Source organism: Xanthomonas fragariae (assembly GCF_900183975.1).
GTDB classification, from domain to species: Bacteria; Pseudomonadota; Gammaproteobacteria; order Xanthomonadales; family Xanthomonadaceae; genus Xanthomonas; species Xanthomonas fragariae.
The window spans coordinates 1,301,364-1,324,194 of the sequence record NZ_LT853882.1 but is presented as its reverse complement, the minus strand read 5'-3'; the positions used below and the strand labels follow the sequence as shown (position 1 = coordinate 1,324,194).

21 protein-coding genes, 1 other RNA gene and 4 pseudogenes are annotated in these 22,831 nt (G+C 62.5%); 22 read left to right on the top strand and 4 right to left on the bottom strand.

What is annotated here, in order from left to right; all coding sequences use genetic code 11:
• The first annotated feature begins 16 nt into the window (after positions 1-16).
• The 5 genes and pseudogenes from proC to PD885_RS06060 all read left to right on the top strand — a co-directional run bounded on the left by proC (position 17) and on the right by PD885_RS06060 (position 3,716).
• Entirely contained in the window at positions 17-871 is an 855-nt protein-coding gene (gene proC / locus PD885_RS06080; protein WP_002802060.1) for a pyrroline-5-carboxylate reductase, read from the top strand.
• Between the two features lie 562 nt (positions 872-1,433).
• Positions 1,434-1,859 carry an HU family DNA-binding protein gene (locus PD885_RS06075; RefSeq protein WP_040761922.1) on the top strand — a complete coding sequence of 142 codons (426 nt, stop codon included), beginning with the start codon at positions 1,434-1,436 and terminating at the stop codon, positions 1,857-1,859.
• A gap of 106 nt (positions 1,860-1,965) precedes the next feature.
• Positions 1,966-2,607, top strand: a pseudogene (locus tag PD885_RS06070) (M23 family metallopeptidase).
• A gap of 91 nt (positions 2,608-2,698) precedes the next feature.
• Positions 2,699-3,007 carry a DUF3861 family protein gene (locus PD885_RS06065; RefSeq protein WP_002802064.1) on the top strand — a complete coding sequence of 103 codons (309 nt, stop codon included), beginning with the start codon at positions 2,699-2,701 and terminating at the stop codon, positions 3,005-3,007.
• A 112-nt stretch (positions 3,008-3,119) separates the two neighbouring features.
• Positions 3,120-3,716 (top strand): YceB family lipoprotein, encoded by a 597-nt coding sequence (locus PD885_RS06060; protein ID WP_002802066.1) that lies wholly within the window; start codon positions 3,120-3,122, stop codon positions 3,714-3,716.
• 118 nt (positions 3,717-3,834) lie between these two features.
• Here PD885_RS06060 and PD885_RS21345 read toward each other — a convergent pair.
• Together PD885_RS21345 and PD885_RS06055 are read right to left on the bottom strand one after the other, a co-directional pair.
• Positions 3,835-3,997: pseudogene (locus PD885_RS21345) on the bottom strand (DJ-1/PfpI family protein); the annotation flags it as partial.
• Between the two features lie 111 nt (positions 3,998-4,108).
• The gene (locus PD885_RS06055; protein WP_002802070.1) at positions 4,109-4,576 is read right to left on the bottom strand and encodes an SET domain-containing protein; all 468 of its coding nucleotides are present in this window, start codon (positions 4,574-4,576) and stop codon (positions 4,109-4,111) included.
• A gap of 173 nt (positions 4,577-4,749) precedes the next feature.
• Here PD885_RS06055 and PD885_RS06050 point away from each other — a divergent pair, with 173 nt between their 5' ends.
• The 12 genes and pseudogenes from PD885_RS06050 to PD885_RS05995 all read left to right on the top strand — a co-directional run.
• On the top strand, positions 4,750-5,208 hold the full coding sequence (locus PD885_RS06050; RefSeq protein WP_002802071.1) for an SUF system Fe-S cluster assembly regulator: 459 nt from the start codon (positions 4,750-4,752) through the stop codon (positions 5,206-5,208).
• Positions 5,209-5,223: 15 nt separating this feature from the next.
• Positions 5,224-6,681, top strand: coding sequence for a Fe-S cluster assembly protein SufB (gene sufB / locus PD885_RS06045; RefSeq protein ID WP_002802072.1), 1,458 nt, complete (start codon positions 5,224-5,226; stop codon positions 6,679-6,681).
• A 111-nt stretch (positions 6,682-6,792) separates the two neighbouring features.
• The gene (gene sufC / locus PD885_RS06040) at positions 6,793-7,557 is read left to right on the top strand and encodes a Fe-S cluster assembly ATPase SufC (protein WP_002802073.1); all 765 of its coding nucleotides are present in this window, start codon (positions 6,793-6,795) and stop codon (positions 7,555-7,557) included.
• Positions 7,557-8,819, top strand: a complete 1,263-nt coding sequence (gene sufD, locus PD885_RS06035; protein ID WP_002802074.1) for a Fe-S cluster assembly protein SufD — start codon at positions 7,557-7,559, stop codon at positions 8,817-8,819. Before sufC ends, sufD begins: the two co-directional genes overlap by 1 nt.
• The gene (locus PD885_RS06030) at positions 8,816-10,060 is read left to right on the top strand and encodes a cysteine desulfurase (protein WP_088056709.1); all 1,245 of its coding nucleotides are present in this window, start codon (positions 8,816-8,818) and stop codon (positions 10,058-10,060) included. The genes sufD and PD885_RS06030 overlap by 4 nt, the downstream gene beginning before the upstream one ends.
• Positions 10,061-10,250: 190 nt before the next feature.
• Positions 10,251-10,790, top strand: a complete 540-nt coding sequence (locus PD885_RS06025) for a GNAT family N-acetyltransferase (protein WP_040761909.1) — start codon at positions 10,251-10,253, stop codon at positions 10,788-10,790.
• Positions 10,787-11,116: a non-heme iron oxygenase ferredoxin subunit gene (locus tag PD885_RS06020; protein ID WP_002802079.1), complete on the top strand. Its 330-nt coding sequence runs from the start codon at positions 10,787-10,789 to the stop codon at positions 11,114-11,116. The genes PD885_RS06025 and PD885_RS06020 overlap by 4 nt, the downstream gene beginning before the upstream one ends.
• A 409-nt stretch (positions 11,117-11,525) precedes the next feature.
• Positions 11,526-13,844, top strand: a complete 2,319-nt coding sequence (locus PD885_RS06015) for a TonB-dependent receptor (RefSeq protein WP_088056708.1) — start codon at positions 11,526-11,528, stop codon at positions 13,842-13,844.
• Between the two features lie 48 nt (positions 13,845-13,892).
• Entirely contained in the window at positions 13,893-14,579 is a 687-nt protein-coding gene (locus tag PD885_RS06010; protein ID WP_002802081.1) for a Fe2+-dependent dioxygenase, read from the top strand.
• Positions 14,572-15,312: a tetratricopeptide repeat protein gene (locus PD885_RS06005; protein ID WP_002802084.1), complete on the top strand. Its 741-nt coding sequence runs from the start codon at positions 14,572-14,574 to the stop codon at positions 15,310-15,312. Before PD885_RS06010 ends, PD885_RS06005 begins: the two co-directional genes overlap by 8 nt.
• A gap of 48 nt (positions 15,313-15,360) precedes the next feature.
• Positions 15,361-16,486 (top strand): annotated as a pseudogene (locus PD885_RS06000) (IS3 family transposase).
• A 37-nt stretch (positions 16,487-16,523) separates the two neighbouring features.
• Positions 16,524-16,826: pseudogene (locus PD885_RS05995) on the top strand (FAD:protein FMN transferase); the annotation flags it as partial.
• 467 nt (positions 16,827-17,293) lie between these two features.
• Here PD885_RS05995 and PD885_RS05985 read toward each other — a convergent pair.
• Together PD885_RS05985 and PD885_RS05980 are read right to left on the bottom strand one after the other, a co-directional pair.
• A complete protein-coding gene (locus PD885_RS05985) occupies positions 17,294-17,959 on the bottom strand; it encodes a HutD/Ves family protein (protein ID WP_002802092.1) in 666 nt (221 codons plus the stop codon).
• Positions 17,960-18,245: 286 nt separating this feature from the next.
• The gene (locus PD885_RS05980; RefSeq protein ID WP_323193927.1) at positions 18,246-18,620 is read right to left on the bottom strand and encodes a ComEA family DNA-binding protein; all 375 of its coding nucleotides are present in this window, start codon (positions 18,618-18,620) and stop codon (positions 18,246-18,248) included.
• 157 nt (positions 18,621-18,777) lie between these two features.
• On the opposite strand from PD885_RS05980, the gene PD885_RS05975 reads away from it, so the two are divergent.
• The 5 genes from PD885_RS05975 to PD885_RS05955 all read left to right on the top strand — a co-directional run bounded on the left by PD885_RS05975 (position 18,778) and on the right by PD885_RS05955 (position 22,829).
• Positions 18,778-20,271 carry a M20 family metallopeptidase gene (locus tag PD885_RS05975; protein ID WP_088056706.1) on the top strand — a complete coding sequence of 498 codons (1,494 nt, stop codon included), beginning with the start codon at positions 18,778-18,780 and terminating at the stop codon, positions 20,269-20,271.
• 177 nt (positions 20,272-20,448) lie between these two features.
• The gene (locus tag PD885_RS05970; RefSeq protein ID WP_088056704.1) at positions 20,449-20,721 is read left to right on the top strand and encodes a GlsB/YeaQ/YmgE family stress response membrane protein; all 273 of its coding nucleotides are present in this window, start codon (positions 20,449-20,451) and stop codon (positions 20,719-20,721) included.
• A 57-nt stretch (positions 20,722-20,778) separates the two neighbouring features.
• The gene (locus PD885_RS05965) at positions 20,779-21,798 is read left to right on the top strand and encodes an aminoglycoside phosphotransferase family protein (protein ID WP_088056703.1); all 1,020 of its coding nucleotides are present in this window, start codon (positions 20,779-20,781) and stop codon (positions 21,796-21,798) included.
• Positions 21,795-22,505, top strand: a complete 711-nt coding sequence (gene murU / locus PD885_RS05960; RefSeq protein WP_088056701.1) for an N-acetylmuramate alpha-1-phosphate uridylyltransferase MurU — start codon at positions 21,795-21,797, stop codon at positions 22,503-22,505. The genes PD885_RS05965 and murU overlap by 4 nt, the downstream gene beginning before the upstream one ends.
• Positions 22,506-22,753: 248 nt before the next feature.
• Positions 22,754-22,829: non-coding RNA, sX9 sRNA (locus PD885_RS05955), on the top strand.
• The last annotated feature ends 2 nt before the right edge of the window (positions 22,830-22,831 follow it).

Below are 22,831 nucleotides of genomic sequence, written 5' to 3'. Positions count from 1 at the left end.
TTCTGAAGGTGCTGTAATGACCACACCTGCTTCGTCCACGTCTTCGCATTCCATCGCTGCGCTGATCGCCTTCGTCGGCGGCGGCAATATGGCGCGCAGCCTGATTGCCGGGCTGATCCGGCAAGGCGTGCCCGCCGCCAACATCCGTGTGGCCGAGCCGGTCGCCGATTTGCGCCAGACGCTGTCACGCGACTTCGGCGTGCATGCCGTAGAAGATGCGCGCGCCGCAGTCGAAGCTGCGGACATCTGGGTATTGGCGGTCAAGCCGCAGGTATTGCCATCGGTGTGCGCGCAGCTGGCCGACCTTGCGCAGGCACAACAGCCGCTGTTGGTGTCCATCGCTGCCGGCATCACCGCCACGCAACTGCAGCGCTGGTCGGGTGGCAATGCCGCGGTGGTGCGCGCGATGCCCAACACGCCCGCCCTGCTGGGTGCCGGCGTCACCGGCTTGTACGCTAATCCCCAGGTTTCCGCTGCGCAACGCGCGCAGGCGACCCAACTACTGGACAGCGCGGGCGTGACCGTTTGGATCGAGGACGAAGTGCAGATGGATGCAGTGACTGCCGTTTCCGGTAGCGGCCCGGCGTATGTCTTTCTGCTAGCCGAAGCGATGGAAGCTGCGGCGCAAGCGCAGGGGTTGCCCGCCGACACCGCACGTACGCTGGTGCTGCAAACGCTACTCGGCGCCTCGCGCATGCTGACTGAATCGGGCGAGGCACCGGATGTGCTGCGCCGCCGCGTGACCTCGCCCAACGGCACCACGCACGCGGCCATCGAGGCATTCCAGGCTGGCGGCTTCGAAGCGCTCACCGCCAAAGCGATCGCTGCGGCTACCGAACGCGGCCGTTGTTTGTCTGCTGCCAATGATTAGGAGATGCGCAGTTGCATGCGGCGTTCTTGCTATTGCGCGCGAGCGGTCAGGACGGAGCTCAGCGCAACGAGACAGTAAAGCCAGAACGCGGCTGCAACGATGAGCCTGCGCCTGTTGCTAGCCAAAGCCGGCGCGCAGAACAGATGAAACGCCGCAGCCCGCCGGAAGTTAGCGGATTTCCTGGCAAATGCAGCGCACTCGCATTTTTGCAATCGCTGGCAGTACCAGCGACACCTGCCGTCTCGTACACGCGTCCATGCGATAACGCCGGCAGTTTTGGTGGCCTGCAACACCACAGCGCAGACGCGAACGTGCACAACTTCTCGCGCAAACGACCTGCTGCTGTGCGTCAGACACTGCGCGAATGCGCGCACTGCGCGCGCGAATCACTGCTTTTTGTGCGCGTTTCCCGCTGCTGGTGAACGAATTCTCGTCGAAAGAAGCTTTTTTCGTGTTGTTTCATCGTTTGCCTATTGGCGGCGCGCAGCAGTTGCCCTACATTTCGCGTTGCCGACTGGGTCGGCAGACCCATCACCACCAACGATCACGGAATATACAACTCATGGCAAAAACTGCCGCTAAGAAGGCTGCCCCCAAAAAGGCAGTGAAAAAGGTCGCCGCCACCAAGACTGCGAAACCGGCCAAGGCCGCTGCTGCCAAGTCCGCCGCGCCCAAGCCGATCAAAGAAGCACTGAGCAAGACAGACCTGGTCGCGCACATCGCCGAAACCACCGAGCTGGCTCCGAAGGACGTCCGCGCCGTGCTGTCTACGCTGGAAGCCGTTGCACACGCATCGTTGAACAAGAAGGGCGCCGGCTCGTTCACCCTGCCGGGCATGCTCAAGCTGACCAGCGTCCACGTGCCGGCCAAACCGAAGCGCAAGGGCATCAACCCCTTCACCAAGGAAGAGCAGACCTTCGCAGCCAAGCCGGCAAGCTTCAAGGTCAAGGCTCGCCTGCTGAAGAAGTTGAAGGACGCCGCGCTCTAATCGAGCACGCGTCCAGTGGCATCAAGGCGGCCTCCGGGTCGCCTTTTTTACACCCGCGTTGCAGCGCGCACAGCATACGCCGCTCATCGACGCTGCCCTACCCTGCTTGCCGATTCGTAACGCGCAGGTGCCTGTGACCGATTCATCGACCACGCCTCCATCAACAGCACGTCCATCATCGACCCGTAGCCCTGCACGCCGAGTGCGCAGCGTTCTGGTTTCGATCGCGCTGCTGTGCGCCATGGGCGTGGCAGCGCGCTGGGGCTGGCAGCTGCCGATTGCCGATCAACTGCGCACCAGGTGAAAGTTGTCGCAGATGCCACCGCCTACGCGGTTGCACATCCCGGTCGAAGGCGTGCGGGCGCGGCAGATTACCGGCACCTTTGGCGCGCCCCGTGGTCGCGACCGCACGCATGCAGGCGTGGATATTTTCGCGCCACGCGGCACGCCAGTGGTGGCCGCAACGCGCGGGGTAGTCAGCGCCATCAGGGATCAAGGCTTGGGCGGCAAGCAGGTCTGGCTGCTGGGTCCGGCAATGGAGCGGCATTACTATGCGCATCTGGACGACTGGACTGCAGGCCTAGAGGTCGGCGATGTGGTCGAGCCCGGCGCGCAGCTTGGCATGGTAGGCACCACCGGCAATGCGCGCGGTACGCCGCCGCATCTGCACTATGGTGTCTATGGACGCAACGGTGCGTACGATCCGCTGCCGTTGCTGCTCAAACCCGCGCCACAGCCCGCAAACTGAGCATGCTGGAACACTGCGTCATGGCCTGACCTATCGAGGCCACTGCGTCCTACGGCTATGGTGGAGCCAGCCCGGAAAAGACGCGACCTCCATGTCCCGCAAACGCTATCGCATCACGGTCACGCCCATCGAAAGCGACGGCCGCCCTTGCAATGATCGCTGCACCATCGAATTCGAACAACGCGCACGCGCCGACTGGATGCGGTTGCTCGAAGAGCTGCACCTGCGCCGCGACCTGAGCAGCGACGAATGCGCCGCACTGACGGTTGGCTCGCAATTGCTTGAAGATCTGGCCGCACGCCCGCGCGCACAATCCAGCGATGCATTGGATGCCTTGCGGCCAAAATTGCAATTACTGCTGGAACGGCTGCAGCGCGTGCAGCCGGCGCCTGGCCCCTGAGAGCTACCCCGCCGCAGGTAACCGCTACACTGCGCACCCAAGCCGGTGCTGCGCTAACCCGTGGTTCACCGCCACTGACTAATGTGATGCTACCTGTTGCCGGAGTCACCCGATGAAACTGCGTTCGCTTGCCGGTTCCATGCTTGCCCTCGCCCTGGCAATGCCCATCGCCAGCGCAGGGGCCGCGCCGCAGATCCGGGGACATCAGATCAGCGTGCAAGCCAGCGACCTGCAGCAATTCCTGGGTGGCCGCTTCCCGCAGACACATGACGCATTGGGTGGACTGGTCAAAATGACGGTCAGCAATCCGGCATTGTCGTTGCCGCCGGGCGATCGGCTCAAAATGGCGTTCGATCTGGCGCTGGCAACTGCCGGCGGCGCCCCGGCGCCGGTCGGTAACGTGATCTTGACCAGTGCGTTGCGCTACGACACCGCCAAGCAGGGCTTCTATCTCGATCAACCCACTATCGACGATTTTCGCCCTGCCAATGCCGGTGCGCAACTCGACAACAGCACGCGCCAGCTACTCAACGCTTGGCTGTCCAATTACGCGCGCAAGGAACCGATCTATCGCATCGACCCGGCAATCGCTGCGGTGATGGGGAATGTGCAGGTGGAATCGGTTGGCATCCAGAACGGACATGTGGCGGTGAACTTCAATCAGAACATCGAACAACTGGTACCGGCGGCGGCGCTGTCCGGGAAATAAGCATCCGCAGTCTCGCTATCTGGATCATGGTTGGTGCACTGATAGCAACGTACAACGCATCGGATGTTGCATCCAGACAACGGCCCGACGTCTCAACGCCGGGCCTTTGCGATTCCATCTACTGATGCGCCGATGACCCGGCCAAGGCATTCCCCACTGCAGCGCTGAAGGCTGGAATGTCATCGGGCTTGCAGCTTGCGGCTGGTGATCAGCTGCCCATCCACCACCAACTCTGCATCCTGCCAGCGTGCGCCGGCATTGCTCAGATCGGTTTTGATCGTAAGAGTGGCCTCCATACTACAAAGAAGCCCGGGCCTTAGGCAGGTGTGTGTTGCGCATCGGTGAACAGATGTGTGCGTCGTCGCATCAGTGCGACGACAACGTGCGAGTGCTCAGCGCTTGGGCTGCAGGATGGTGCCGGTGCAATTCTTCGAGCCGCAACGGCATTCCCAGATCTTCTTCAAGCGCGGTGTGTGGCGCTCGCTCAGGGTGATGCCGTAGTTGTAGGTGAGCTCTTGGCCGGCCTTTATCGCGCGCTTGGCCTCGATGAAGATCTTGTCCTTGCTGCGGTCGTCGCCTTCGGCCTCTTCGATGACCGCTTCGCAATTGGGATTGCAGCTGTGGTTGATCCAGCGCGCGACATTGCCTTCGTAGTTGGCATCCAGCACATAGTCGTCGTTGAGCGTGAACAGGAACGTGTGCCCGCTCTCCACACCGCCGCTGTCGTCGGCATCCACTTCTGCGTGCGTGCGCAAGCGCCCCTTGTATTGAATGATGCGCTCGCCCTTGCGGAGCGGGACGAGGGCAAACATGCCATTGCCGTGGATACGTGACTTGCGGGCGGCAACTTTGCGCGACATGAAGGGGTCCGGTGATGGGGCCGCTCATTGTGACTGCAGCGCGTCGATGCGCCAAGCACAAGCGCGCCGTGGCCTGCAACGCCCTGCGCTTGACGCTGGCTGAACCGGGCTGTTGGCCCTGCACTTCTGTAAAGAGTACAATTTCGGTCCGCTTTAGGATTTCCCACCTTCTCATGTTGCGCGTCACCAAACTCACCGATTACGCCACCGTTGTGCTGACCGTATTGGCTGCACACAGCGGTCAGGTGCTCAGTGCAAGCGAATTGGCCGAACACGCCGGGCTGGAAGCGCCAACCGTGAGCAAGATCCTAAAACCGTTGTCGCAAGCGGGCCTGGTCGAAGGACTGCGCGGCGTGCATGGCGGCTACCGGCTTGCACGCATGGCCAGTGAAATCACTTTGGTGGAAATCGTCGAAGCAATGGAAGGCCCGTTGGCGATCACCGAATGCAGCCAGGATCACAGCCAGTGCGGCATCGCGCAGAAATGCGGCGTGCGTTCGAATTGGCGGTTGATCAACGACGTGGTCGGCGATGCGCTGCGTCGCGTCACGCTTGCGCAAATGTTGCAGCCTCTCTCTTTCCCTGGCGACAGCCGTCGGCGTTCCATCGTCGCACGCGTCGCGACCACCTGACCTGTAGGCAGCCCGATGGCCACCGAACTTGCTCCTCCGCAGAACGCCGAGATCCTCGAACGGCTGGGCCGACGCTACGACGCCGGCTTTATCACCGAGATCGAATCCGACTCGCTCCCGCCCGGTCTGGACGAAGATGTCATCCGTGCGGTGTCGGCCAAGAAAGACGAGCCGCAATGGATGACCGACTGGCGTCTTGAGGCATACCGCCATTGGTTGAAGATGCCGATGCCGGAGTGGGCGAAGTTGAATATCGCGCCGATCGATTTCCAGGCGTTGAGCTACTACTCCGCACCCAAGGGGCCAAAGTACGCCTCGCTGGATGACGTGCCCCAGGAGCTGCTCGACACCTATGACAAACTCGGCGTGCCGTTGCACGAGCGCGCCAGGCTGGCCGGCGTGGCGGTGGATGCGGTGTTCGATTCGGTCTCGGTCGGCACCACCTTCCGCAAGGAACTGGCCGAAAAGGGCGTGATCTTCTGCTCGATGTCCGAAGCGATCAAGGAACATCCGGAGATCGTCAAACAATATCTGGGCAGCGTGGTGCCGGTCTGCGACAACTATTTCGCCGCGCTCAATTCGGCGGTGTTCTCCGATGGCAGCTTCGTGTTCATTCCGGCAGGCGTGCGTTGCCCTATGGAACTGAGCACCTATTTCCGCATCAATGCCGGCCACACCGGGCAGTTCGAGCGCACCTTGATTGTGTGTGAGGACAAGGCTTACGTGTCGTACCTGGAAGGCTGTACCGCGCCGATGCGCGACGAAAACCAGCTGCACGCCGCAGTGGTCGAGCTGGTCACGCTGGAGGATGCCGAGATCAAGTATTCGACCGTGCAGAACTGGTACCCAGGCGATGAGGAAGGCCGCGGCGGCATCTACAACTTCGTCACCAAGCGTGCCGAATGCCGTGGCGCGCGCAGCAAGGTAACTTGGACCCAGGTCGAAACCGGTTCGGCGATCACCTGGAAGTATCCGTCCTGCGTGCTGCTCGGCGACGACTCGGTAGGCGAGTTCCATTCGGTCGCCCTGACCCACCATCGTCAGCAGGCCGATACTGGCACCAAGATGATCCACATCGGCAAGCGCACCAAGAGCAAGATCGTCAGCAAGGGCATCAGCGCCGGGCGTGGGCAAAATACCTATCGCGGCCTGGTCAAGGTAGACCGCAATGCCGATGGCGCACGTAATTACACGCAGTGCGATTCGCTATTAATCGGCAAGCAGTGCGGCGCGCACACTTTCCCCTATATCGAGGTGAAAAATCCGGGCGCCACCGTCGAACACGAGGCCACCACCTCTAAGATCAGCGACGATCAGCTGTTCTATTGCCGCGCACGTGGCATTAGCCAGGAAGACGCGGTGTCGTTGATCGTCGACGGCTTCTGCAAGCAGGTGTTCCGCGAACTGCCGATGGAGTTCGCAGTGGAAGCCAAGAAGCTGCTGGAAGTCTCGCTGGAAGGCAGCGTCGGCTGACGCTGCCGTCAGTGAGTAGGCCTTGAGGATCGGGGATTGGCAAAGCCCCCGCTCCGAGTGCCATCCGAGCTGCCTGCTTTTACCAATCCCGAATCTCGAATTACACATCCCATGCTGAAGATCAACAACCTCCACGCCAGCATCGCCGGCAAAGAAATCCTTAAAGGCCTGTCGCTGGACATCCAGCCAGGCCAGGTGCACGCCCTCATGGGGCCCAATGGCGCGGGTAAATCTACGTTAGGCAATGTGCTGGCCGGCCGCGACGGGTATGAGGTCGGCGCGGGCACTGTGCAGTTCGAAGGCGCCGATCTGCTCGATCTGGCACCGGAAGCGCGCGCTGCTGCCGGCCTGTTCCTGGCGTTTCAATACCCGGTGGAAATCCCCGGCGTCAACAACACCTACTTCCTGCGTGCGGCACTCAATGCGCAGCGCAAGGCGCGTGGCGAAGACGCGCTGGATTCGATGCAGTTCCTCAAGCTGGTGCGCCAGAAGCTCGCCGTGCTGCATCTGAAGGACGAGCTGCTGCATCGCGGCGTCAATGAAGGTTTCTCCGGTGGCGAAAAGAAGCGCAACGAGATCTTTCAACTGGCCGTGCTAGAGCCCAAGCTCGCCATCCTGGATGAAACCGACTCCGGCCTGGACATTGACGCGCTCAAAAGCGTGGCCGACGGCGTCAATGCGCTACGTTCGCCGGAGCGCTCGTTCCTGGTGATCACGCACTATCAGCGCCTGCTCGACTACATCAAACCGGACGTGGTGCATGTGCTGGCCGAAGGCCGCATCGTGCAGAGCGGCGGCCCGGAGTTGGCGTTGGAACTGGAAAAGCACGGTTACCACTTTCTGAAGGACCGTGTGGTGCCTGAGGCGGCTGCCTGATGAGCGCCTTGCTGGAATCCCTCGCTCGCGGCTTCTGCGGCAACGACGCGCGCCGGGCCGAACTCGATGCTGCGCTGCAGACCGGCCTGCCCGGCCCACGTGCCGAAGCCTGGAAATACACCTCGCTACGGCAGCTGGAGCGGCGCAGTTTTCAGCCCGCGCCGCTGGTGCCGACGTTGGTCGATGCAGCCGTGCTGGACAATATCCCGGTGCCGCGAATGGTGTTCGTCAACGGGCGTCCGTCCAAGGCATTGAGCGATCTTTCGACGCTGCCTGACGGCTTGCATCTGGAGACTTTTTCCGCGTCCCTGGCTGCCAGCGACGGTGCGCAGCAACTGCTCGGCCGCCGTTTCGAACGCAGCGACGAAATCTTCGCCCGCCTCAATGCCGCGCTTGCCGACGAGGGCGTGCTGGTATGTGTGCAGGAAGGCGCGCAGATCCAGCTTCCGTTACACCTGGTTTTTGTGAGCGTTGCGGGCGAGCACGATCTGTCCTGGCATCACCGGCATCTGATCGAGCTGCGTGCCGGCGCTGCACTGAATGTGGTCGAACATCACCTGCATGTCGGCGATGCCGCGCATCTGGATAACAGCGTGATGCATGTGCATCTGGCGCAGGATGCGACATTGTCGCACGCGCGCGTGCAGGCCGATAGTGCGTACGCGACTTCACTGCTGCGCACCGATGCGGTGCTGGCACGCAATGCGCGCTACCAGCGTGTGGATCTGGAACTGGGCGCCGGTCTGTCGCGGCACGAACTCAACGTGCGTCTGGAAGGCAACAATGCCCAGCTCACCGCCAATGGCGTGCTGCTCGGCAATGGCCGCCGCCATGTCGACACACGCCTTGGCATCGAGCATATCGCCCGCGACACTGCCTGCCAGCTAGTGTGGCGTGGCGTGGGCGCCGATCGCAGCCGCGTGGTGTTCCATGGCGGCATCCATATCCGCCAGGGTGCCGACGGCACCGATGCCCGGTTGTCCAACAAGAATCTGCTGCTATCGGCCAATGCCGAGATCGACACCCAGCCTGTGCTGGTGATCGATGCCGACGAAGTACAGGCCGCGCATGGCGCCACCGTCGGCCAGCTCGACGACAACGCCTTGTTTTATCTGCGCTCGCGCGGCTTGCCGCGAGCCGACGCACAGCGCCTGCTCTGCGCCGCGTTCTGCCACGAGCCTTTGCGCGTACTGCCAACTGCGCTGAGCGCGGTGCTGGCATCGCAGCTGGACCGCGCATTGACCTTGGCAGGCGTGGCATGAACGCACCCGCCGTCCCACAGAGCGGCGCGCCCGATTGGGGCCGCGTACGTCTGGATTTCCCGCTGCTGATGCGGCAGGTACATGGTAAGCCGCTGATCTATTTCGACAACGCCAACACCGCCCAAAAGCCGTTGCAGGTGATTGCCGCAACCGACGAGTTCTATCGGCGTCAAAACGCCAATGTCAGCCGCGCCGTGCATGCATTGGGGACCGAAGCCACCGACGCCTTTGAAGGGGCGCGCAGCAAACTGGCGCGCTTGCTCAATGTGCGCGCTGACGAACTGGTGCTGTGCAGCGGTACCACGTTTGCGATCAATCTGGTGGCGTATTCGTGGGCGTTGCCGCGCCTGGGCGCTGGCGATGTGATCCTGATCTCGCGCATGGAGCACCACGCCAACATCGTGCCGTGGCAGCTGGTGGCACAACGCACCGGCGCGACCATTCGCGTGGCGGAAATTACGCCCGATGGCGCACTGGATCTGGACGCATTGCGCAAGGCGATGACGCCGGAGGTCAAGCTGCTTGCAATCACGCACGTGTCCAACGTGCTGGGCACAGTCAATCCAGTGCGCGAGATCTGCCGCGAGGCGCGCAAGCGCGGCATCGTCACCGTGGTGGACGGCTCGCAGGCCGCGCCGCATCGGCGCATCGACGTAGCCGCCATTGGCTGCGACTTTTATGCCATCACCGGCCACAAGATGTGCGGCCCGACCGGCACCGGCGCGCTGTGGGCACGTCGGGAACACTTGCAGGCGATGCCGCCATTTCTGGGCGGCGGCGAGATGATCAAGGAAGTCAGCTTCGACGGCACGGTGTTCAACGACGCCCCGCACAAGTTCGAAGCGGGCACGCCGAATATTGCCGGTTTCATCGGTTTGGGTGCAGCGGTGGATTACCTGGAGTCGGTCGGTCTGGCGAACGTGGAGGCACACGAAGCCGAACTGCTCGCGCATTTCACCGAAGAGCTGCAGCGCATCGACGGCTTGCGCATCTTCGGCACCACGCCTGACAAGGCGGCGGTGGTGTCGTTCCTGATCGAAGGCGCACACGCACACGATCTGGCCACCCTGCTCGACCTGGAAGGCGTCGCGATCCGCTCCGGCCAGCATTGCGCGCATCCGCTGCTGCAGTACTACGGCGTCGCCGCAACCTGCCGCGCCTCGCTGGCGTTCTACAACACGCATGACGAGATCGAGCGCTTTGTTGCTGCGCTGGTGAAGGTGAGTCGGCTGCTGGGCTGATCGAGAGCGGGGATTCGGGATTGGGGATTCAAACGCGTTCCGCTCACCGATAACGCTTGCGCCAGAGTGCGTGCGCTGGCGAAATGCTCAACCGCAAAACCTAAGACCGACGCGGCAATCAAACGCCCGGCAAGGCTTAAAAAATCGTTCTTTCGCGTTACGAATCCCCAATCCCGATAAACTGCTCCACATGCAGCCCACCATGTTCCGCACCGCCACCGTCGACGATATCGACGCCATTGCTTTGCTGGTGAACTCGGCCTACCGCGGCGATGTCAGCCGTGTTGGCTGGACTAACGAGGCCGATCTGCTTAGCGGTGGGCGTATCGACCCCGCCGTGCTGCGCGAAGAGCTGCTGCGCGCGCGCAGTCTGGTGCTATTACTTGAACAGGAGGGGCGGCTGCTCGCTTGCGCACATGTCGCCGATGACCATGACACCGGCTATCTCGGTATGTTTGCGGTCGACCCATCACTGCAAGGCAACGGGCTCGGCAAGACGCTATTGGCCGAGGCCGAGCGCATCGCTTACAGCCACTGGCAGCTGTCGATGATGCGCATGACTGTGATCGATCTACGCGCCGAGCTCATCGCGTTTTATGAGCGACGCGGTTATCGCCGCACCGGCATCATCGAGCCGTTTCCATATGGCGATGAACGCGTCGGCGTGCCGCTGCGCCAGGATCTGCGCTTAGAAATGCTGGAAAAACCGCTCGGCGGCGAAATGCTGTGAGCGAGACCTGGACCTTCGTCTGCGCCAGCGAGGCGCTGCTGCCCGGTGAATTGCAGACCGTCTGGGACGAAGTCACCGACGCACCGATCGTGGTCTTCAACCTCGACGGTGAGCTGTACGCGCTGGAAGATCGCTGTAGCCACGAAGACTACGAACTGTCTCCCGGCACCTTCGACCCGGCAAGCGGCACCATCGAATGCCAGCTGCACAGCGCCCGCTTCGATATCCGCGACGGTCGCCCGTTGTGCGCGCCCGCCTACACCGCCGTGCCGAGGTTCCCGGTCAAACGCGAACACAACGGCATCTGGACCCGCGACGACCGCTGAGTGCAGCCCGCAATCAGGGGCCAGCAGTACTTTCCGTCGGCTTCCGCCCACTTTCAATCGCCGCGCAATCTAACTGACGGTAGCGCTTCAACCCGTCACGTCACCGCGGCGATATAAGTTCGCAACAAAGATTGCAAACAAGAACTATTTGCATTTAATATAGCAGCCCTCAAGGCCTTCTTAACAGCTGGCCCCCCCTGCTATCCCATGCGCCCACCCTTGCTCGCTTGCTCGACACCAGTTCGCCACGTCCATCCCGCCTGCGTGCACTCCCGCGGGGCCTGGGCATGGGTGTTGAACGGCCGTTGCAACGGATCGCATCGGGCTAGCGGACGCACCTTCGAATCGCATTCCGCATCCGCCCAGCCATCGCCAGACCGGAGCCTCGCTTTCCTATTTGAGACACCCCATGACTCCCAGGATTTCCCCGCTCACCTCGGCCGTGTTGCTGACGCTGTCCGCTCCTGCTTTTGCCCAGCCCGGCGATGCGCCTGGGCCTCCAGGCGCAGTGGATCTGGATGCGATCCGGGTGCAGCAGGAACGCGCGCAGAAGCCGTCCTCGCCCAAGTACACCGAGGTTCTGCGCGATACGCCACAGACGATCACCGTGGTCACTAAGCAGACCATGGACCAGCAAAATCTGCTGTCGCTGCGCGACGTGCTCAGCACCTTGCCCGGCATCACCTTCGGCGCGGGCGAAGGCGGCGGCGGTTACGGCGACAGCATCAATCTGCGCGGCTTCACCGCCAGCAGCGACATCACCACCGACGGCGTGCGCGACAGCGCGCAGTACAGCCGCAGCGACACCTTCAATCTGGAAGCGGTGGAGCTGATCAACGGCGCCAACTCGGCGATGTCCGGCGCCGGCTCGGTTGGCGGCAACATCAATCTGGTCACCAAGACCGCCGGCCAGGGCGACTTCACCAACGTCATGATCGGTGGCGGCAGCGACCGCTACGGCCGGCTCACTGCCGACAGCAATCACGACTTTGAAAACGGCATCGCGGTGCGCCTGAACGCAATGGGCCACACCCAGGATGTACCGGGCCGCGATGAAGAATTCCGTCACCGCTGGGGCTTTGCGCCTTCGGTGGCATTCGGCCTGGGCTCCGATACCCGCTTCACCCTGAGCTACCTGCACCAGCACGACAACAATCTGCCGCAGTACGGCGTGCCGTTCGCGCTCAGCCCTTTCAACGATGGCCCGCTGCCGGGCGTGGACCGCGAGACCTATTACGGGTATCGCAATGTGTCGCGTCAGGAAATCGATGTGGACATGTTGACCGGCGTGCTGGCAATGGACTTCGACGACAACGTCACATTGCGCAGCTTGGCGCGTTTGCAACGTGTGGATCAAACCACCATCGCAACCGCGCCGGAAGGCGCCTGGTGCCTGCCCAACAACACCAACGCATATACCGGCCACGCCTGCGTTGGCCAGCCGCCAGCCACCTGGAGTCCCGACAATGGCCCGCGCGGGCTGGTGCGCGATACCGAAAACTTCATCGCGCATAGCCAGACCGATCTGACCGCGACCTTGCATACCGGCGCGATCGAACATCGCGTGGTCGCCGGTGTGGCTTTCAGCAAGGAAGACTTCGAACTCGATAGCGGTACGATCTTCCGCAATGCCGACAGCTCCACCACCGGGATCACCTATCCGCTGCAGTCGTTCGACAATCCATACAACATCTGGACCGGCCCGCAGAGCTACTTCCGTACCGGCCGCAGCAGGGGCAGCCTGACCAACCAGGCGGTGTACCTGTTCGACACGCTGCAGTTCAACGAACAATGGATGCTCAACCTGGGCGGCCGCTACGAGCACAACGAGGGCGACACCACCACCTACACCGTCAACACCACTGGCGGTATCACCGGCATGACCGCAGGCTTCCCGGCGGGCAGCAAGGAAGATCTGTTCTCCTACCGCGCCGGCCTTGTATTCAAGCCGGCCGAAAACGCCAGCCTGTATCTGTCCTACGCCAACAGCAAGACGCCATCCAAGGCGTCGGTCAACGGTTCTTGCACGCCGGTCGCCACCGCCACGGCGGGTGCCAACTGCAATGTCGAACCGGAAAGCGCGGTCAACATCGAGTTGGGCGGCAAGTGGGATGTGCTGAACGAACGTCTGGCGCTGACCGCTGCGATGTTCCGCAACGAGCGCGAAAACTACAAGGTCAATAGCGGCGATCCGTTGATCCCCGAACAGGTGCTGGACGGCAAGGCACGCGTAGACGGCATCGCACTCGGCGCGGCCGGCTACCTGACCGACCGCTGGTCGATCTTCGCCAACTACACCTTCCTCGATAGCGAAGTGCTGCAGAGCGTGTCCAACCGCACCGAACGCCTCACCGGCGACCCGGTGGCCGGACGCGAACTGGTGCAGACGCCGCGCAATGCCGGCAACATCTGGACCACCTACACACTCAACCAGTGGACCTTCGGCTACGGCGTCACTTACCAAGGCGGTTTCTATCCGAACAACTCCTCGGCGGCTGCGTACGTCAAGACCGACGACTATTGGGTGCATCGTGCGATGGTCGGTCTGCGCGTCAACGACTGGCTCAGCCTGCAATTGAACGTCAACAACCTGTTCGACCAGGTGTACTACACCAGCATCCGCAACAACCTCACCGTCAATGCCGCAGGTACCGTCACTGCCGGCAATGGCTGGGCGCTGCCTGGCGAAGGCCGTTCGGCAGTGTTGAGAGCCACGTTTAGTTTCTAATCTCTTGGCACGCCGTCGGCCCGGTGCGGGCGGCGTGGAGACCGCCCCATGTTGCTGCACATTCCCAATGTTCTGACGCCCGCACAGCTCATCGAGTTGCGCGCGCGGCTGGATGCGGCCGACTGGGCAGACGGCCGCGTCACCGCCGGCCATCAATCCGCACAGGCCAAGGACAACGCACAGTTGCCCGAAGACAGTGCCATCGCACGCGAAGCCAGCGCATTGGTGCTGGAGGCGCTGTCGCGCAGCAGCACGTTCTTCTCGGCGGCATTGCCGCGGCGCATCTATCCGCCACTGTTCAATCGCTACAGCGGCGGGCAATCGTTCGGGTATCACGTCGACAACGCGATCCGCTACGACCGCAGCCGCGGCGGGGTGGACCCGGTGCGCACCGACGTTTCCACTACGCTGTTCCTCAGCGAACCGGACAGTTACGACGGTGGCGAGCTGGTGATCGAAGACACCTACGGCACGCAGTCAATCAAGCTGCCGGCCGGGCACCTGGTGATCTACCCGGGCACCAGCCTGCATCGGGTGATGCCGGTGACCCGCGGCACGCGTGTGGCGTGCTTTTTCTGGACGCAAAGCATGCTGCGCGACGATGCGCAGCGCTGCCTGTTGTTCGAGCTGGATGTCTCTATTCGACAGCTCACGCACGACACGCCCGGGCATCCCTCATTGCTCCAGCTCACCGGCGTGTATCACAACCTGTTGCGGCAGTGGGCCGATGTCTGAGCCAGCAAGGAACACCGCACAGCTGATCGACTTGCTGCGCACGCAACCTGAGCAAGCACTCGTAGTGCTGCACAAGGCTGTTGCGGGCCAGACTGATCCAAATGTGGATGCACAACTGCTGCTCGCGCAGATCTACGCAGAAGGACGCGGCATTCCCGTAGATCCGGCCACGGCGATGCTGTGGTACGAAGTTGCCGCCAATGCGGGGCATCCGGAAGCGATGAATCAGCTCGGGCGTTGCCACGAACTCGGCTTCGGCACCGTATGCAACGAAATGCTGGCAGTGCTTTGGTATCGCCGCGCCGCCGAGCATGGGCTGGACTGGGGCATGTACAACCTTGCACATCTGTACGCCTCCGGGCGCGGCGTAGCGCAAGACCACGCACAGGCGTTGGCCTTGTATCGCAGCGCCGCCGAACGCGGGCATGCCAAGTCGATGAACTTCCTCGCGCGCTATCTCGACCAAGGCCTGGCCTGCGATGCCGATCCAGCTGCTGCGCGCGATTGGTATCGCCGCTCCGCAGAAGCAGGCGATTTTCGCGGCCAGGCCAGCTATGCCACCTTGCTTGCAGATGCTGGCGACCTCGATCAGGCCGAGCGATGGATGCGGCGTGCAATCGCAAGCGGACACGCAGGCTTCCTGCAACAACTCGTGCCGCTGCTGACCAATGCCAATCACCCGCGCCTGCGTGCCTTGCTGCGTGAGGTGACTGCGACGTCCCCCCGATTTTGAGTAGCGCCTCAGTTTGGAGTCCAATTCCCTACCCCAAGGAGATTGGACGTGAAGAAGCGCTTTACCGAAGAGCAGATCATTGGCTTCCTGCGCGAAGCCGAAGCAGGCGTGGCGATCAAAGACCTGTGCCGGCGCCATGGCTTCAGTGAGGCCTCGTACTCCCTGTGGCGCAGCAAGTTCGGCGGGATGAGCGTGCCCGATGCCAAGCGACTCAAGGACCTTGAGTCCGAAAACGCGCGGCTGAAGAAGTTGCTGGCCGAGCAGCTGTTCGAAAACGACCTGATCAAGGATGCGCTGCGAAAAAAGTGGTGAGCGCACCGGCGCGTCGTGCGCTGGTGCGCGAGTGGATCGGGTGCGGTGCCAGCGAGCGTCGCGCCTTGGCGGCGATCGGCATGAGCGCCAGTGCGCTGCGCTACTGCCCGCGCGAAGACCGCAACGTTGAGCTACGCGAGCGCATTCTTGCGCTGGCGCATCGCCATCGCCGCTATGGCGTGGGGATGATCTATCTCAAACTTCGTCAGGAAGGACGCGTCGTGAACTACAAGCGTGTGGAGCGGTTGTACCGCGAACAGCAGTTGCAGGTCCGGCGCCGCAGGCGCAAGAAGGTGCCGGTGGGCGAGCGCCAACCATTGTTGCGGCCATCGCAGGCCAACCAGGTGTGGTCGATGGACTTCGTGTTCGACCGCACCGCCGAAGGCCGGGTGATCAAGTCTCTGGTGATCGTGGACGACGCAACCCACGAAGCGGTCGCCATCGACGTGGAGCGCGCGATCTCGGGACACGGCGTTGCGCGCGTGCTGGACCGACTGGCACACAGTCGCGGTTTGCCGCAGGTGATCCGCACTGAGCGCGAAGCCTGCCCTCGAGGCACAACGGCAAGGAGTTTTGCGGCAGGGCGATGGTCGCCTGGGCGCACGCCCGTGGTGTGCAGCTACGGCTCATCCAGCCGGGCAAACCGAACCAGAACGCCTACGTCGAATCGTTCAACGGCCGACTACGCGACGAATGCCTCAACGAGCACTGGTTCCCAACACTGCTGCACGCGCGCACCGAGATCGAACGCTGGCGACGCGAATACAACGAGGACCGACCCAAAAAAGCAATCGGCGGCATGACGCCGGCCGCTTATGCCCAACATCTGGCAAACACCGATATCATCAGGCCCGGACTCTAAACCCGGCCGCTACTCAGGGCGGGGGGGACGTCGCACCGACGGCAGGAGTTATGCACACACCTTCGATCCGCGCACCGGCGCGCCGGTCCCGCACGCTCCCGCAGCAGTCACCGTGCTCGCAACCGAGGCCATGCACGCCGATGCCGGAGCGACTGCGATGACCGTGCTCGGCGTCGATGACGGGCTTGCCTACGCACGCAACGCAGCGCTGGCGGTGCGCTTTGTGCTGCGCGAGGACGGCGCTCTGCACGAATTCATGAGCCCTGCATTCGAGTGCTATCTGGCTGCGACATTAGCGCTGCAACGACACGCGTATGGCTTGGCAACGGCCTGGTTTTAGTTGCACTGGCAGCGCTTGTCAGATGGCTGGGCAGCCTGCGCAGCATGGCGCCGGAGCTGGATCACACGCTCGATAGCATTCTCGGTGCAGATGTCATACAGCTGCTGTTACGCACGGGACGTTATCGCCGCGACGTGTATTGAGTGCCGCTGACACAACCTGACGAAGGGCCACCAAAGCAACATCCGTCGAAGTTCCAAGCGTCCGGAACGGTTCCTGCCCGACGAGCGAAGTGATTTGAGGTGTGGGTTGGAGATTCGGGCGTTCGTCAGATGCGCGCGCACCGCTTGCAGGAGCCGCAGTGGTTGAGCGAGCGCATGCGCGTCCCGATCACCATTTACGTTAGCCGGTTGGCCGCGCGATGGTGTGCCAGTCATTCACACCATCGCACGCCATTGCCACCTCGTCACTGGCAACCCGAACCTGGATCAACACGCGGGCACTGCGCGATCGCGCGCATGTACCAACTAGAGAGGACTCACCCTGATCGCCAGCAACTCGCCACCGCCATCGAGCGCGTATCGGGTCCGCGTCGACGCACTCAACCACGCGGTATCGCCGGCCGCCAACGGCGGCAGATCAGTCTCGCGGCCAAAGTCGGCCTGGCCTGCAAGCAGATGGACCACCCAGGCGCTGCCCGGATCCGCGAAAAACAGCATGGTGCCGACCAGAGGGCGATGCAGCAGTTCAGTGTGCAGCGTGTCGCGCCGCCACATCAGATTGAAATCCTGGGTCGGCCCGTCGAGCAGCGTCGCAGTGACCGTTTCTTCGCCAGCGAACCGAACCCGTTGATAGGGCGGCAGCAACTGGCAACTGCGATCACGGCTGCTTCCATTGGTATTCCCGTCGCCGACATCCCTGGCACCACTATCGCTATTACTGACACTGCTGTCAGGGTCGCCGAACCGCAGCCGCATACCATTGCCATGCAAGAGCACCAGCTCGCGGTCGATGCCCGGAAAAGCAGAAAACGCCGCGTCCTGCTCGATCTCGGCGATCGACAAGCGCAGCGCCCACGACTCTGGATTGCCAAGCCGCAGGATCTCGCGTGTCCAGCCCAATTGATTGCGCCATCGTTCGCGCCGGTAGTCGGTAGCCCGGATCACCTGGCTGTTCAGGTCTGTCAGCTGCATCAGCGCATTGTGCCCGAAGCTTTGCGCTTAGGCAGTCATGTTGTAACTGGCGCCTTTCTGCGGTGACCCATGCATTCGTGCGGCGACCGGCACTTTCCTGCAGTCCCTACGCTTTCGGCGCTCGCAACTCACGCGACCCAAAACGAAAAGCGCCCGGCTGCACATCCAAGTGCAACACCGGACGATTCCACATCCTTGTCGGCTTCCAGCCATCCCCCAGACATCCTGTCCAGTTAGGTTGCGGCCACGCATCCTCGCGTCGAACCGTCTCTCGGATCCCTTCCCTTTAACGCCGTCCCACCGGTTTCACAGCCGCCCCCTTGGCAGCCTTCTTGGCGGGAGCCATCGTGGCTCCTACTTCGATCAGGTCACGATTCCGTTCGACCGTTTTGAGTCCGATGCCCTTGACCGATGCCAGTTCCTCGGCACTTTTGAAGGGACCGTTTGCCTGACGGTGCTCGACAATTGCCTCGGCTTTTGATCGCCCGACATTTATCAGCACCTTGTCCAATTCCTCAGCAGACGCGGTGTTGATATCGACCTTGTCGAGTGCATACGCATTCGAGGACAACAGCAACGCCAGTAGCAGGGACTTCAGGACTACGGTAAATGACTTCATTGCAACGCTCCTTGTGACTTGGGTGATGGTCCTAGCCAGCATTCCTGCCGGCGGAGCCAGTGTCCCGCGCCACATGCAGCAATCCTATCGCCAACGAACTTTTTACACAGCAAGTGAACTGCGCGCTAACTTGTAGGGAAATACCTACCCCCTAATGCGGGCGTAAAATGTTTGATTACGTGACGCCTTCGGAGTCTTCATGGACAGCGCCAAAATCGAGCAATTCATCAGCGACACCTGGGACCGCGAGATCGTCCCGAAATTGGTCGATTACATCCGCATTCCCAACAAGTCGCCGATGTTCGACGCCGATTGGGTGGCACACGGCTACATGGAACAGGCGGTCGTGTTGATGGAGACCTGGGCGCGCGCGCAGGCCATCGACGGCATGCAGGTCGACGTGGTGCGCCTGGACGGCCGCACGCCGCTGATCTTTATCGAGATCCCGGCCACCGGCCCGGAATCGGGCGACGACACCGTATTGCTCTACGGCCACCTGGACAAGCAGCCGGAGATGACCGGCTGGGACGCCGATCTAGGCCCCTGGGAGCCGGTGCTGCGCGACGACAAGTTGTATGGGCGCGGTGGCGCAGACGACGGCTACGCGATCTTCGGCTCGCTGACGGCAGTGCTGGCGCTGCGCACCCAGGGCCTGCCGCATGCGCGTTGCGTGGTGTTGATCGAAGCCTGCGAGGAATCCGGCAGCGACGACCTGCCCGCCTATGTGGACCACTTGGCCGCGCGTATCGGCAAGCCGTCGCTGGTAGTATGTCTGGATTCGGGCTGCGGCAACTACGAACAACTGTGGTGCACGACCTCGCTGCGCGGTCTGACCGGCGGCAATTTAAGCGTGAAGGTGCTAGAAGAAGGTGTGCATTCCGGCGATGCCTCGGGCGTGGTGCCGTCCAGCTTCCGGCTGCTGCGCCAGTTGCTGTCGCGGATCGAGGACGAGGCCAGCGGGCGCATCCTGCTGGAGGGGCTGCACGTGAAGGTGCCGGCCGAGCGGCTGACGCAAGCCAAGGCGGCGGCGGCGACGCTGGATACCGCCATCTTCGACAAGTTCCCGATGGTCGAGGGCCTGGTCCCGATGCACGAAGACCTCACCGAGCTGGTGTTGAATCGCACCTGGCGCCCGGCATTGTCGATCACAGGTGTGGACTGCATGCCGCCGTTGGCTTCGGCCGGCAATGTACTGCGTCCGCAGACCGCGGTGAAGCTATCGCTGCGTCTGCCGCCCAGCGCCGATGGCAAAGCCTGTGGCGAGCTGCTCAAAGAAGCGCTTCTGCGCGACCCACCGAACGGTGCGCAGGTGACGCTGGACCTGGAGAAGGCCTCCTCCGGTTGGAATGCGCCGGCAATGACGCCATGGCTGGAAAAAGCCATCGACGACGCCAGCCAGGCCTTCTTCGACAAGCCGGCGATGTATATGGGCGAAGGTGGCTCGATCCCGTTCATAGGCATGCTCGGCGAGAAATTCCCCGGCGCGCAGTTCATGATCACCGGCGTGCTCGGCCCGCATTCCAATGCGCACGGCCCGAACGAGTTTCTACACATCCCGATGGGCAAGCGCGTGACTGCGTGCGTGTCCAAGGTGATCCCCGAACATCACGCAGCCTGCCTGCGCGGCGAAACCAGCGGCTCGCCGGTGGCTGCCGACAGCGGTACGCGACATGGCGGGCATGGTTGCTGCTGAAGCGCATCGATGCCGACGGGCCGCCTGGTGCGTGCCGGGCGGCCCGCGTTTTATTGCCATCAACTGCGGTGCAAGGTGGCTGAATCCCAAACGCCATCGTTGCAACCCTCGCTGCACACACGGTTACAGCGGCCGCGAATGCTAGTCTGCCAATCCCACTTGCCTCAGTGCCTTGCGATGACCCATCTCTTCGGTAGCGACAGCTGGTTGTACATCATTCTGGTCGGTTTTGTGGTCGGGCTGCTGGCCCGCTTCATCACCCCTGGCACGCAGCGCCTGGACTGTCTGCTGACCAGTGTTCTCGGCATCGCCGGCGCGGTGGTCGCCAGTTGGTTCGGCCGCTACATGGGTTGGTACCACGCAGGCGAACCCGCCGGTTTCCTGGGTGCACTACTGGGTGCAATCGCCATCCTCGCGCTGCTGCGGGTGTTCAGCGGTAGCAAGCGCTGAGCCCTACGCTGCGCTCCTGGCCTCTTTCGCCATCACTTCACGACGCACCATCGACTCATGACGTCATTGCTTCCAGAGACCGCGCGCGACGCGCTTCGCCTGCAGTGGGCGCGGGACTCCCTCAATGATCCCCAGGCCACGCTGCAACGCGCTTCCGTCGACGCCGGGTTTCGCAGCTATTGGCGTACTCAAGAGCACGGCGCGGATCGCATCTTGATGGATGCCCCGCCGGAGCTGGAAAACGTCGTGCCGTGGTTGCGCATGCATGCATTGTTGGGCGAGCACGGCGTACGTGTGCCGCAGGTGCTTGCACAAGATCTTGAAACAGGATTTCTGCTGCTGGAAGACCTCGGCGTGCCGACGTTGGCCCAGGTGCTGACCGATGCCAATGCCGACGAACTGCTGGATGGCGCGATCGGTCAATTGCTGCTGCTGCAGCGCATTCCACCACCTGCCGACAGCAGCGTGTTTGGCAAGGCGCTGCTGCAACGCGATGCAAGTCTGTTTGAAGAATGGTTTCTTGGTCGCCACCTTGGCCTGCAGCTGGAATGCGAGGATGCCGAGCAACTGCACGTGGTACAGCGCCGTTTGATGGACAACGCGTTGGCGCAGCCGCGCGTGTTCACCCATCGCGATTTCATGCCGCGCAATCTGATGCCAGTGAGCGACGGGCCAGCGGTGCTGGATTTTCAGGATTGCGCGATCGGCCCGATCGCCTACGACCCGATCAGCTTGTTCAAGGACACCTCGGTGAGCTGGCCGATCGCACGTGTGGATGGTTGGCTGAAGCGCTATCACGCACGTGCCGCAGCGGCCGGATTGCCGGTACCGCCGCTGGCACAATTCCTGCGCGATGCGGACTGGATGGGCGTGCAGCGGCATCTCAAAAATCTCGGCATCTTCTCGCGGCTAAGCCATCGCGATGGCAAGCATTGGTATCTTGATAACGTGCCGCGCTTTATAGCTTATCTGGATGAAGTGTTGCCGCGCTACACCGAGCTGGCACCGCTGGCAGATCTACTGGATGACCTGGTCAAACCTGCCTTGACCGCATGCCAGGCACAGGCGGGCGTATGAAGGCGCTGATCTTCGCGGCCGGGTTTGGCGAGCGCATGCGTCCGTTGACCGAACATACGCCCAAGCCGTTGTTGCCGGTCGGCGGCACGCCGCTGATCGTCTGGCATCTGCGCAAAATGGCGGCATTGGGCGTGGACGAGGTGGTGATCAACACCTCGTGGCTGGCGGAGCAGTTTGCGCAGGTGCTGGGAGACGGCAGTACGTTCGGCCTGCGCCTGACCTATTCCTACGAAGGCGCCGCACCACTGGAAACCGGTGGCGGTATGTTGCATGCGTTGCCGCTGCTGGGCGATGCGCCGTTCCTGTTGGTCAATGGCGATATCTGGACCGACTTCGATTTCGCGCATCTGTCCAGCGCACCGGCAGGTTTGGCGCAACTGGTGCTGGTCGATCGCCCTGCATACGCAGCGCGCGCAGACTTTGCGCTGGACGCCGACGGCACCGTCCGCGCCGATCTGCCTGCCACGCACACCTACGCTGGCATCGGCATCTATCGGCCCGGGTTGCTACGCGACTGGCACTCGGCGATTGGCCCACTGCCAGAGCAGAACAGCACGCCGCCACGGTTTCCGCTGGCACCGATCTTGCGCGCGCAAATGGTGGTGGGCCTGATCGAGGGCATCCACCATGCTGGCCGCTGGACTGATGTAGGCACACCGCAGCGGCTGGCGGAGCTGGACATGCATTTGCTTGGCACACGCCGCTGACGCCGAGCGTGTATCGAGCGCGGCCCGATTCCACCGTCGATATTGCCTCTCGCCGCGCCAGATCGACTGTCAAATTTTCGAGCTCACCTCATGAAGCACCAGTCGGCATGTTCGCAGCGCTCGCGCAGAGCAGATCCAGCCGCCGAACCGCATCAAGCCATTGCGCTGCAAGATGCGCAACCCTAAAAGTGGCTAACAAAACTATTGCGCCCACCGTCAGGCGAGCACGGCCGGTGCTCGGAATCGGCATGTACCACCGGTACTCTGCGGTTTCTCAGCGCAGTCTGCATCCGCCTGCCGAATGCTCGCTACGTTTCGTTAGCCAC

Excerpts from the sequence above, each read along its gene's own strand:
- PD885_RS06030 (WP_088056709.1), top strand. The coding sequence starts at position 8,816 with ATGAACGCACCCGCCGTCCCACAGAGCGGCGCGCCCGATTGGGGCCGC.
- sufB (WP_002802072.1), top strand. The coding sequence starts at position 5,224 with ATGGCCACCGAACTTGCTCCTCCGCAGAACGCCGAGATCCTCGAACGG.
- sufD (WP_002802074.1), top strand. The coding sequence starts at position 7,557 with ATGAGCGCCTTGCTGGAATCCCTCGCTCGCGGCTTCTGCGGCAACGAC.
- PD885_RS05970 (WP_088056704.1), top strand. The coding sequence starts at position 20,449 with ATGACCCATCTCTTCGGTAGCGACAGCTGGTTGTACATCATTCTGGTC.
- PD885_RS06025 (WP_040761909.1), top strand. The coding sequence starts at position 10,251 with ATGCAGCCCACCATGTTCCGCACCGCCACCGTCGACGATATCGACGCC.
- PD885_RS06060 (WP_002802066.1), top strand. The coding sequence starts at position 3,120 with ATGAAACTGCGTTCGCTTGCCGGTTCCATGCTTGCCCTCGCCCTGGCA.
- PD885_RS06010 (WP_002802081.1), top strand. The coding sequence starts at position 13,893 with ATGTTGCTGCACATTCCCAATGTTCTGACGCCCGCACAGCTCATCGAG.
- PD885_RS05980 (WP_323193927.1), bottom strand. The coding sequence starts at position 18,620 with ATGCTGGCTAGGACCATCACCCAAGTCACAAGGAGCGTTGCAATGAAG.
- PD885_RS06065 (WP_002802064.1), top strand. The coding sequence starts at position 2,699 with ATGTCCCGCAAACGCTATCGCATCACGGTCACGCCCATCGAAAGCGAC.
- PD885_RS05975 (WP_088056706.1), top strand. The coding sequence starts at position 18,778 with ATGGACAGCGCCAAAATCGAGCAATTCATCAGCGACACCTGGGACCGC.
- PD885_RS06055 (WP_002802070.1), bottom strand. The coding sequence starts at position 4,576 with ATGTCGCGCAAAGTTGCCGCCCGCAAGTCACGTATCCACGGCAATGGC.
- PD885_RS06005 (WP_002802084.1), top strand. The coding sequence starts at position 14,572 with ATGTCTGAGCCAGCAAGGAACACCGCACAGCTGATCGACTTGCTGCGC.
- PD885_RS05985 (WP_002802092.1), bottom strand. The coding sequence starts at position 17,959 with ATGCAGCTGACAGACCTGAACAGCCAGGTGATCCGGGCTACCGACTAC.
- murU (WP_088056701.1), top strand. The coding sequence starts at position 21,795 with ATGAAGGCGCTGATCTTCGCGGCCGGGTTTGGCGAGCGCATGCGTCCG.
- sufC (WP_002802073.1), top strand. The coding sequence starts at position 6,793 with ATGCTGAAGATCAACAACCTCCACGCCAGCATCGCCGGCAAAGAAATC.
- PD885_RS05965 (WP_088056703.1), top strand. The coding sequence starts at position 20,779 with ATGACGTCATTGCTTCCAGAGACCGCGCGCGACGCGCTTCGCCTGCAG.
- PD885_RS06050 (WP_002802071.1), top strand. The coding sequence starts at position 4,750 with ATGTTGCGCGTCACCAAACTCACCGATTACGCCACCGTTGTGCTGACC.
- PD885_RS06015 (WP_088056708.1), top strand. The coding sequence starts at position 11,526 with ATGACTCCCAGGATTTCCCCGCTCACCTCGGCCGTGTTGCTGACGCTG.
- PD885_RS06075 (WP_040761922.1), top strand. The coding sequence starts at position 1,434 with ATGGCAAAAACTGCCGCTAAGAAGGCTGCCCCCAAAAAGGCAGTGAAA.
- proC (WP_002802060.1), top strand. The coding sequence starts at position 17 with ATGACCACACCTGCTTCGTCCACGTCTTCGCATTCCATCGCTGCGCTG.